We start from the raw sequence: 584 nt of genomic DNA, 5'->3' as shown, positions 1-584 counted from the left end.
TCGCCTGCGACTTCCTCCACATCGACACCACCAGCCTGCAACGCCTGTATGCCCTGATCTTCCTCGAGCACCACACCCGACGCCTGCACATCGCCGGCGTCACCGCACACCCGACCGCGGCCTGGACCACCCAGCAAGCCCGCAACCTCGCCACCGACCTCCGCATACGCATGGATCCACTGCGCTTCCTCATCCGAGACCGCGACAGCAAGTACACCGACGCCTTCGACGCCGTATTCCAAGCCAAGGACATCGAGATCATCAAGACACCGGTCCGCGCGCCCAAAGCCAACGCCCACTGCGACCGAGTGATCGGCACCCTCCGCCGAGAAGCCCTCGACCACATACTCATCCTCGACGAAGCTCACGCCCGCCATGTCCTGGCCGAATACCAGAGGCACTACAACGCACACCGCCCCCACCGAGCCCGACACCAACTACCTCCCCAGGCCCACCAACAACCACCTCCGGTCCTGAAACCAGCCAGCCGACGAGTCCTGGCGTACCCGCGTCCTCGGCGGCGTGATCAACGAGTACAGCTATGCCGCTTGACCAGGAGCGACGATTATTCGAGCCCCACACGA

General features: G+C 64.2%; 1 pseudogene. It reads left to right on the top strand.

From position 1 onward, the window contains the following. Positions 1-552 (top strand): annotated as a pseudogene (locus tag BBH68_RS40365) (integrase core domain-containing protein); the annotation flags it as partial. Positions 553-584: the final 32 nt, after the last annotated feature.

Source organism: Streptomyces sparsogenes, from assembly GCF_001704635.1.
Lineage (GTDB): Bacteria > Actinomycetota > Actinomycetes > Streptomycetales > Streptomycetaceae > Streptomyces > Streptomyces sparsogenes.
This window is presented reverse-complemented; position numbering and strand designations above follow the sequence as displayed.